Here is a 9,284-nt window from a genome sequence, read left to right on the forward strand (position 1 = left end):
CGGCGGTCCTCGCAGACCGCCCACAGATCCCTCGCAGGAGCGCTCAGCGCGTGTGAGCGAGCGCGGCCTTGACGAGGGAGATCGCGACCGCGCGGTCGAGGCGGCGGGCGTGCTCGTACGCCGCGTGGTAGGCGGGCTCGCCCAGTTCGGCGCGGAGGACGCGGGCCGGCAGTTCGACGTCGGGGTGGCGGGCGTCGGGGCCGCCTCTCAACGCGTGCGCGGCGCCGAGCACTCCGGCCGCCTCCGAGGCGTCGGTGGCCAGGCGCCAGGAGGCCACGGCGACCGCGGCCATGGCCACCAGCGGCATGTCCCAGATCTCCAGGGCCAGGGCGAACGCCTCGGCCAGGTCGGGCCCGGCGTCCTCGCCTCTGGCCACCGCCAGCTGGGCGCGGGCCAGGAGGAAGAGCGGGTCTCTGCTCACGGCCGCCTCGGCCAGGTGCCGGGCGGCGGCGTCGAGGTCGCCGTCGAAGCGGGCGAGGTTGGCCAGCTGGACCCGGGCGAGCCCGAGCCGGCTCGCGGGCGGGTTGCCGCGAAGGACGTCGAGCAGTTCCGCGCGGGCCGCGGCCGTCTGCCCGGTGTGGCTGCGGACCATGGCCAGCCAGACCCGTTGTCCGTCGCCGGTCCCGAGGTCGCGCGCCAGCCCGATCGACTCCTCCAGCGCCGCGGCGCCCGCCTCGAAGTCGCCGAGCGTGGTGCGGGCGAAGGCCAGGTAGCTCAGCGCGGTCGCCTGTCCCCAGTGCTCGCCGCAGGCGCGGAACGCCGTCGCCGCCTGCCCGAGATCGGTGCGCATCGCCTCCATGTCCCCGAGGCCGCCGTCCAGGAACGACCGCACGAACCACAACACCCCCCGATCCCACGCCGCGGATCGGGGCAGACCGGCGTCGATCGCGGCCAGCCCGGACGCGGCGTCACCGGTGATCAGCGCGACAAGAGCCTCGATCATCGCCCTGGTCGCGGGCCGCTCGCACCCGGCCGCGAGCGCGAGCAGCCCGCCGGCCTCGCCCTTGGCGCGGCCCCCTTCCGCGGCCAGAACCAGATTGAGCAGGTACGCCGCCGCGACCTCCGGATGCGGCGCCACGTTCAGCACCCCGCGCAGCAGGGCTGCCGCTTCGCCCGGATCCTCCGCGATCGTCCAGAAGAAGCGCAGGCCGGCCCCGAGCCGCGACGCGGTGGCCGCGTCCCCGGAATCCGCGGCGAACCGCACCGCCGCCAGCAGATCGTCCCGGTCGGCCCGCAGCCGCCGGACCCAGGTGAGCTGTCCGGCCCCGCGCAGCCGCGGCTCGGCGTGTTCGGCCAGCTCGGCGAAGTAGGCGGCATGCGCCGCCCTGGCCTCCGCCAGCCCGCCGGACTCCGCGAGCCGTTCCAGGCCGTACTCCCTGACGGTCTCCAGCATCAGGTAGCGCGGCTGCGGCCCCGGCACGAACTGCAGCAGCGAACGGTCGGCGAAGTCCTCCACCGCCGCCCACCCCGACACGCGGGCCGCCGCCTCCGGCGTGAACGAGCCGGGGAAGACCGCGAGCCGTTCGACCGCCGCCCGCTCCTCCCGCGACAGCAGGTCCCAGCTCCACGACACGACCGCGCGCAGCGTGCGATGGCGCGGCAACGCCGTACGGCTGCCGCCGGTCAGCATCAGGAAGCGGTCGCCCAGCCCGGCGGCCACCTGTTCCACGCTCGCGTACCGCAGCCGCGCCGCCGCCAGCTCGATCGCCAGCGGCAGCCCGTCCAGGCGCGCGCAGATCCGCTCGGCGGCGGCCCGGCCTTCCTCGCTCAGCGTGAACCCGGGCCGCACGGCCGCCGCCCGGTCGGCGAGCAGCCGTACCCCGTCGGCGGCGGGCAGCGGCGCGAGCGGGCTCAGCGCCTCCCCGAGCAGGCCGAGCGGCTCACGGCTGGTGGCCAGGACGCGCAGGTGCGGGCACCGGCCGAGCAGGTCCTCGACGAGGCGGGCGGCGGCGTCGATCAGGTGCTCGCAGTTGTCCAGCACGATGAGCGTCGGGCTCGCGGGCAGCGCGTCGGCCAGCCGTCCCATCTGGTCGCCCGGCCTGCCCGGACCGGTCAGGCCCAGGGTGGTGACGATGGTCTGCGGCAATGCCGCCGGGTCGGTCACCGATGCCAGCTCGACCAGCCAGGCGCCGCCGGGGAACCCGGCCGCCAGCTCGCTCGCGGCCCGCGTCGCCAGCCGGCTCTTGCCGACGCCACCCGGGCCGAGGAGCGTGACCAGCCGCCGCTCGTTCAGTTGCCGGATCAGGTGCGCCTGCTCCTCGACGCGGCCGACGAAGCTGGACAGCGGCGCGCGCAGGTTGCCGCGTACGGGGCTTTCTGCGCGCAAAAGAGCCAGGTGGAGCTCTTTCAGTTCCGGTCCGGGGCCGGCGCCCAGTTCCTCGGCCAGCGTCGCACGGAAGGACTCGAAGGCGGCGAGCGCTTCGGCCCGGCGGCCGGTGGCGTGGAGGGTTTCGATGAGCAGGGCCCGCAGCCGTTCACGAAGGGGGTGGGCGGCGAGGAGTTCCTCCAGCTCGGCCACGAGGGCGGAGTGGTCTCCGCTCAGCCGCAGCTCGGCGGCGATCCGGTCCTCTGTGGCGGCCAGTCTGAGCTCGTGGAGCCTCGCGGCGGCGGCCCATGCGTAGGGTGCGTCGGCCACGTCGGTCAGCGCCTCGCCGCGCCAGAGCGCCAGTGCCGCGCGCAGCCGTTCCACGGCCGGTTGCGGGTCGTCCTCGCGCAGCGCCTGCCTGCCCTGACGCGCCAGGCGTTCGAAACGCAGAGCGTCCACGGCGTCGGGCGGGAGTTCCAGGCGGTACCCGCCGGGAACTTGCAGGATGGCCGCCGGCAGGGCGCGGCGCAGCCGGGAGACGAGGGAGTGCAGGGAGTGCACGGGGTCGGCCGGGCCGTCCTGCGGCCAGAGCGCCCCGGTGAGCGCCTCCACCGCGACCACGCTGCCCGCGTCCAGAGCCAGCCGGATCAGCAGCGCGCGCAGCCGGGCGCCTCCGACCTGCACCTTCTCGCCGCCGCCGTCGGTGACCTCCAGCGGGCCCAGGACCCCCACGCGCATTACGCGCCCTTGGTGCGGGCGTAGTGGCGGGCCACCCGCACGCGGTTGCCGCAGCCGGTCGAGCACCATTCCCGGCGCGGGTGCTCCTTCAGGAAGAACTGCACGCAGCCGGGCGCCCCGCAGGGCCGTACGTGGTCGCGGTCGGGGCCGGTCAGCAGCAGGATCGCCTGCTCGGCCACCTCGGCGACGGCCGCCAGGACGGGCGGCCGCGCCGAACGGGCCGTGACCGACGGCGGCTCACCCCATGTCAGCTCACGCCATCGCGGCGCCGCCCGCACCGCGTCGTTGAGCGCGCGGACGTGCTCGTCCGTTTCCTGCGCGCCTCCCATCAGGGCGCGTACGGCGTCGCGGGCCCGCCGGGCGGCGGCGGCCTCGTCGTCACCGATCGCCAGGAGGTCGGCCTCGTCCAGGCGTACCTCCAGCTCGGAGCGCCGCTCACGCAGCCATGCGGTGAGACCGGCGGCAGTGGCCAGCGCGTCCCCCGTGGAGACGCGGACGGTGTTGGCGAAGGCGACGGCGATGTGCACCACTCTGCTAATGCTACCCCGCACTTGCACCCATTAGCGGCTAATGCTTGAATTGCGATACATCCATTAGAAGGGAGTCGCTCTGTGGCGACCGCACTCCAGACCGGGCACGTCGGGCTCAACGTCACCGAACTCGACCGCTCGATCGACTTCTACTGCCAGGTCTTCGGCCTCGGCCTGTACGGCAAGACCGACGGCGGCGACTGGCGCTACGCCCGGCTCGGCCGCCCGGAGGAACTCGTGCTCACGCTGTGGGAGCAGAGCTCGGGACGCTTCGACGGCGACCGGCCCGGACTGCACCACCTGTCCTTCGAAGCGCCCGGCATCGACGAACTGGAGGCGATCGAGGCCCGGCTGCGCGAGCTCGGCGTGGCCATCCGGCACGACGGGATCGTCCCGCACGGCACGGGCCGCGAATCCGGCGGGCTGTTCTTCGAAGACCCCGACGGCACCCGGCTGGAGATCTACGTGACCGAGGGAGTCACCACCCCCGCCCCGCACGAGGACGCCCCCACCTGCGGATTCTTCTAGCCATGGGCATTCATCCCGGTGAGGTGAGCGCGCAGCGGCGCGCGGGCATCACGAAGCTGCTCGGCTCGGCCCGTGCCCGCCCCGAGCTGCCCGAGGTGGCCAGGGAGTTCCTGCGCCGCCAGCGGATGCTGGTCGTCGGCACGGGCTCGCGGATCGGGTTGATGACGGGCGAGCCCGGATTCATCGAGCCGCTCGGGGCGACGACGCTGGCCGTACGCGGGCAGCCGCCGTTCGAGGCCGGCGGGGAGATCGGGACGCTGGCGATCGAGCCGTGGACGCGGCGGCGCATGCGGGTCAACGGCACCGCCACGCAGGAGGGCGACCGGCTGGTCATCGAGACCGACCAGGTGATCGCGAACTGCCCCAAGTACATCGTGATCAGGGAGATCACCTCGGTGGCCGAGCCGGAGGCGCGCCGTACCGTGGAGCACGCGGCGCTCACCGACGGGCACCGGCGGTGGATCGAGAGCGCCGACACCTTCTTCATCGCCACCCGCGCGGACGGTCAGGGCGCGGACGTCTCACATCGCGGCGGCCCGCCCGGCTTCGTGGACGTGCCGGAGCCCGGACGGCTGCGCTGGGCCGACTACCTGGGCAACTTCATGTTCCTGACGCTCGGGAACCTGGAGCTGGAACCGGCCGCCGGGCTGTTGTTCGTGGACTGGGAGCGGGGGCACACCCTGCGGCTGGCCGGTCGCGCCCGCGCCGACTGGAGCGGCGAGCAGCGGATGATCGACTTCGAGGTGGAGGAGGTCGCGGAGACCATCGGGGACAGCCCGCTGCGCTGGGCCCTGCGCCCTTAGGGGAGCAGGCCCGCGCGCCGGGCCGCCACCACGGTCTCCATCCTGGTGTGGGTGCCGAGCTTGCGCATCGCGCCGCGCAGGTAGCTCTTGACCGTCTCGGGCCGAAGCCCCAGCCGCTCGCCGGCCTCGGCGTTGCCGCAGCCCACCGCGACCAGCGACAGCACGTCGATCTCGCGGGGCGAGAGCGGGTTGCGCGCGGGCGGCGGCGCGTGCGGCGCGCCCAGCCGCTCGCACACGTCCCGCAGGCGCTCGCGCAGGGCCGGGTCGGTGATCTCCTGGGCGATGGAGCGCAGCTCGGCGTGCGCCTCACGCAGGTTCTCCCGTTCCGGCCCGGTCGGCCGCTCGCGGGCCGCGCGGGTGATCGCGGCGGTCTCCAGCTCGGCCATCCGCCGCTCCACCTCAGCCTGTACGGCCAGCTCCACGCCGAGCCGGGCGGCGATCCTGCCCATGGCGTCGAGCACGCGGGTACCGAGGGTGAGCGGCTCGCGGATGCCGCCGTACAGCAGCCCGCCGACGCTCTCCCCCACGACCACCGGGACGGCCGCGATCGCCCGCAGGCCCTCGGCGCCCACGGGCTGGTCGTACTCGTGGCTGATGCGCGCGTCGGTGGCGTAGTCCTCGACGCTGCCCGGCCGGGCGGTGACCAGCACCCGGCCGCCCAGGCCGCTGCCTGCCCGGATGGCCAGCCCGCGCAGCGCGCCGGTCGTGGTCCCGGCCAGCTCGGTCAGCCGCACGGTACGGCCCGCCGTCACGGTGCCGCCGAACAGCACGGGCAGGCCGGTGACGTGCCGCATCCGGGCCAGCGCCGCCCGCAGTGCCACCATTACTCCAGCATGGCACGGCCACCCCCGAACGGGGGTAGCGCCGGGCAGGACCCTGCCGGATGCTTCCGTCATGGGTGACTCACACGCGTCAGGCGTCTCCGCGCTTCCTCTGCTGGGCCAGACCATCGGGGACAATCTGGAGCGCGCCGCGGCCCGCTTCGCCGACCGTGAGGCCCTGGTCGACGTGGCGAGCGGACGGCGCTGGACCTATGCCGAGTTCGACGCCGCCGTCGACGAGGTCGCGCTCGGCCTCATGGCCAGGGGCATCGCCAAGGGAGACCGGGTCGGCATCTGGGCGCCGAACTGCGCCGAGTGGGTGCTGACGCAGTACGCCACCGCCAAGATCGGCGCGATCCTGGTCAACGTCAACCCGGCCTACCGAGGGCACGAGCTGGACTTCGTGGTCCGCCAGTCCGGCATGCGGCTGCTGGTCAGCGCGGTGGCGTTCAAGACCGGCGACTACCGGGCGATGCTCGCCGAGATCGGCTTCGAGCAGGTGGTCTTCATCGGCGAGCGGGGCTGGGAGGAGCTGGTGGCGAGCGGCCGCGGCGCCGACCGGGCGGCTCTGCGCGAGCGCGCCGCCACGCTCTCCTTCGACGACCCGATCAACATCCAGTACACCTCGGGCACGACCGGCTTCCCCAAGGGCGCGACGCTCTCGCACCACAACATCCTCAACAACGGCTACTTCGTCGCCGAGGGCCTCGGCTACACCGAGGCCGACCGGGTGTGCCTGCCGGTGCCGCTCTACCACTGCTTCGGGATGGTCATGGGCAACCTCGGGGCCACCTCGCACGGCGCGTGCGTGGTGCTGCCCGCGCCCGGCTTCGACCCCGAGGCCACGCTGCGGGCCGTGGAGAGCGAGCGCTGCACCTCCCTGTACGGCGTGCCGACCATGTTCATCGCCGAGCTCGGCCACCCGCGCTTCGCCGAGTTCGACCTGTCCAGCCTGCGCACCGGCATCATGGCGGGCTCGCCCTGCCCGGTCGAGGTGATGAAGCGGGTGGCCGGCGAGATGCACATGGAGGAGGTGGCGATCTGCTACGGCATGACCGAGACCTCCCCGGTGTCCACGATGACCGGGCGCGATGACGGGCTGGCCCGCCGTACCGAGACGGTCGGGCAGGTCATGCCGCACCTGGAGGTCAAGATCGTGCACCCGGAGACCGGGCTGGTGGTGCCCCGCGGCGAGCCGGGCGAGCTGTGCACGCGCGGGTACTCGGTGATGCTCGGCTACTGGGACGAGCCCTCGAAGACGGCCGAGGCCGTCGACGCCGCCCGCTGGATGCACACCGGAGACCTCGCCACCATGGACGAGGAGGGCTACGTCAACATCGTCGGCCGGATCAAGGACATGGTCATCCGCGGTGGTGAGAACGTCTACCCGCGCGAGATCGAGGAGTACCTCTACACCCATCCCGACGTGGCCGACGTGCAGGTGATCGGCGTGCCGGACAGCAAGTACGGCGAGGAGCTCATGGCCTGGATCGTCATGCGCCCCGGCGCGGAGCCGCTGACGGCCGAGGCGGTCAGGGAGTTCTGCGCGGGCCGCCTGGCCCACTACAAGATCCCCCGCTACATTCACCTGGTCGAGCGGTTCCCGATGACGGTCACCGGCAAGATCCGCAAGGTCGAGATGAGGGAGCGGGCGGTGGAGCTCCTGGACCTCCCCGGATAGTGGACAGAATTTCTGAACAAATGATCCCTTCATCACGATGTCGGGAAATATCAACTTCTAGATCACTTCGGGCTCCTGTGTTCATGGTGGGGTGGGCGCGCCCTTCTCCCATGAACCACAGGAGCGCGCATGAACAAGGTCTCCCGCCGGGGTTTCCTCACCGCCACCCTCGTGGCCGGCTCGGCCGCGGCCATCCCCGGCTGGGCCGGCGCGGCCAGCGCCTCATCCACCCCCTTCACCCTCGGTGTCGCCTCCGGTGACCCGGCCCCCGACGGGGTCGTGCTCTGGACCAGGCTGGCCCCCGACCCGCTCGCCGTCGACGGCCGCGGCGGCATGCCCGAGCGGCCCGTGCCCGTGCAGTGGCAGGTGGCCGCCGACGAGGGCTTTCGCCGCGTTGTCCGCGAAGGCCACACGCTCGCGCGGCCCCAGTACGGCCACAGCGTCCACGTCGAACTGCACGGCCTGCGCCCCGGGCGCGACTACTTCTACCGCTTCCGCGCCGGGGGCGAGATCAGCCCGGCCGGCCGTACCAAGACCGCTCCCCCGCCCGGCGCCCGCCCGGACAGCCTGGCCTTCGCCTTCGTCTCCTGCCAGAACTGGTACGAAGGCTTCTACACCGCCTACCGGCACCTGGCCCAGGAGGATCTCGACGTCCTGTTTCACCTGGGCGACTACCTGTACGAGTACGGCGTCGGCGCGACCGGCGGCGTACGCGGGATCGCCCTGCCCGAGCAGTACCTCAAGGAGACCTTCACCCTCACCGAGTACCGCAACCGCCACGCCCTCTACCGCACCGACACCGACCTGCAGGCGGCGCACGCGGCGTTCCCGTGGATGGTGACGGTCGACGACCACGACGTCGAGAACAACTGGGCCAAGGACATCTCCCAGATCGACACCGAGCCGGACCAGGACCGCCAGGTCTTCCTGCAGCGGCGGGCCGCGGCCTTCCAGGCCTTCTACGAGCACATGCCGCTGCGCCGATCGGCGCTGCCCCAGGGCGCCGACATGCGGCTCTACCGGCGGCAGGCGTTCGGCCGGCTGGCCGCGTTCAGCGTGCTGGACACCCGCCAGTACCGCGACGACCAGCCCTGCGGCGACGGCGAGAAGGCCGGCTGCGCCGAGCGCCTGGACCCGAACCGCACCATGCTCGGCGTGCGCCAGGAGGCCTGGCTCCTCGACAGCCTCGGCCGCTCCCACACCACCTGGAACATCCTGGCCAACCAGCTGCTCATGGCTCCGCTGGACCACGACGCGAGCCCGGACGTCCAGTCGTTCGGCATGGACCTGTGGGACGGCTACGCCGCCGCCCGCGACCGGCTGCTCACCGGGATGGTCCACCGCGGGGTGCGCAACCCCGTGGTGATCTCCGGCGACATCCACCGCAGCCTGGCCGCCGAACTCACCACGGACTTCGACGACCCGAACGCCCCGGTCATGGGCGTGGAGTTCGCCGGCACCTCGATCTCCTCCGGCAAGGACGGCGCCGACCAGGACCGGATCGGGCAGATCTTCATGCGGGCCAACCCGCACCTGAAGTTCCACAACGTGCAGCGCGGCTACGTCCGGGCCAAGGCCACCCCGGACACGCTCACCGTCGACTACCAGGTCGTCCCGTACGTCTCCCGGCCCGGCGCGCCCGTCTCCACCCGGGCCTGCTTCGCCGTCGAGGCGGGCCGTCCCGGTCTGCACCAGACCGCCGACAACCCGCCCGTGGGCGTCCGCTTCGTCCCGGACGTGGCCGGCCCGCTCGACCACCTGGCCGAGCAGAGCGCCCGCTAGGTGTTCTGTCCTGAGAGGTTAGGCACGCGGCTGGCGGGTGGTTGGCCGTTGAGTGCGGTGTGTCCGCGGTGGTGATTGTAGGTGTGGAGCCAGGGA

General features: G+C 73.1%; 7 protein-coding genes. 4 read left to right on the forward strand and 3 right to left on the reverse strand.

Features of this window, described 5'->3' with window-relative positions; all coding sequences use genetic code 11:
• Positions 1-43 precede the first annotated feature (43 nt).
• Both ACIBHY_RS46410 and ACIBHY_RS46415 read right to left on the reverse strand, forming a co-directional pair.
• Positions 44-3,043, reverse strand: coding sequence for a BTAD domain-containing putative transcriptional regulator (locus tag ACIBHY_RS46410; protein ID WP_397310086.1), 3,000 nt, complete (start codon positions 3,041-3,043; stop codon positions 44-46).
• On the reverse strand, positions 3,043-3,573 hold the full coding sequence (locus ACIBHY_RS46415) for an ABATE domain-containing protein (protein ID WP_397310087.1): 531 nt from the start codon (positions 3,571-3,573) through the stop codon (positions 3,043-3,045). Before ACIBHY_RS46415 ends, ACIBHY_RS46410 begins: the two co-directional genes overlap by 1 nt.
• Positions 3,574-3,654: 81 nt before the next feature.
• Here ACIBHY_RS46415 and ACIBHY_RS46420 point away from each other — a divergent pair, with 81 nt between their 5' ends.
• Together ACIBHY_RS46420 and ACIBHY_RS46425 are read left to right on the forward strand one after the other, a co-directional pair.
• A complete protein-coding gene (locus ACIBHY_RS46420; protein ID WP_397252918.1) occupies positions 3,655-4,101 on the forward strand; it encodes a VOC family protein in 447 nt (148 codons plus the stop codon).
• Positions 4,102-4,103: 2 nt separating this feature from the next.
• Positions 4,104-4,904, forward strand: coding sequence for a pyridoxamine 5'-phosphate oxidase family protein (locus ACIBHY_RS46425; protein ID WP_397310088.1), 801 nt, complete (start codon positions 4,104-4,106; stop codon positions 4,902-4,904).
• Here ACIBHY_RS46425 and ACIBHY_RS46430 read toward each other — a convergent pair.
• Complete coding sequence (locus ACIBHY_RS46430) at positions 4,901-5,728, reverse strand: LuxR C-terminal-related transcriptional regulator (RefSeq protein WP_397252916.1); 828 nt, start codon at positions 5,726-5,728, stop codon at positions 4,901-4,903. The two genes, ACIBHY_RS46425 and ACIBHY_RS46430, sit on opposite strands and share 4 nt — an antisense overlap.
• A gap of 70 nt (positions 5,729-5,798) precedes the next feature.
• Here ACIBHY_RS46430 and ACIBHY_RS46435 point away from each other — a divergent pair, with 70 nt between their 5' ends.
• Both ACIBHY_RS46435 and ACIBHY_RS46440 read left to right on the forward strand, forming a co-directional pair.
• On the forward strand, positions 5,799-7,406 hold the full coding sequence (locus ACIBHY_RS46435) for an AMP-binding protein (RefSeq protein ID WP_397252915.1): 1,608 nt from the start codon (positions 5,799-5,801) through the stop codon (positions 7,404-7,406).
• 129 nt (positions 7,407-7,535) lie between these two features.
• On the forward strand, positions 7,536-9,188 hold the full coding sequence (locus ACIBHY_RS46440; protein ID WP_397310089.1) for an alkaline phosphatase D family protein: 1,653 nt from the start codon (positions 7,536-7,538) through the stop codon (positions 9,186-9,188).
• Positions 9,189-9,284: the final 96 nt, after the last annotated feature.

Source organism: Nonomuraea sp. NPDC050547 (assembly GCF_044457345.1).
Taxonomy (GTDB): Bacteria; Actinomycetota; Actinomycetes; order Streptosporangiales; family Streptosporangiaceae; genus Nonomuraea.

What these genes read in the sequence shown, in the direction of transcription:
- ACIBHY_RS46410 (WP_397310086.1), bottom strand. Translation starts at nt 3,043, where the DNA reads ATGCGCGTGGGGGTCCTGGGCCCGCTGGAGGTCACCGACGGCGGCGGC.
- ACIBHY_RS46425 (WP_397310088.1), top strand. Translation starts at nt 4,104, where the DNA reads ATGGGCATTCATCCCGGTGAGGTGAGCGCGCAGCGGCGCGCGGGCATC.
- ACIBHY_RS46430 (WP_397252916.1), bottom strand. Translation starts at nt 5,728, where the DNA reads ATGGTGGCACTGCGGGCGGCGCTGGCCCGGATGCGGCACGTCACCGGC.
- ACIBHY_RS46435 (WP_397252915.1), top strand. Translation starts at nt 5,799, where the DNA reads ATGGGTGACTCACACGCGTCAGGCGTCTCCGCGCTTCCTCTGCTGGGC.
- ACIBHY_RS46440 (WP_397310089.1), top strand. Translation starts at nt 7,536, where the DNA reads ATGAACAAGGTCTCCCGCCGGGGTTTCCTCACCGCCACCCTCGTGGCC.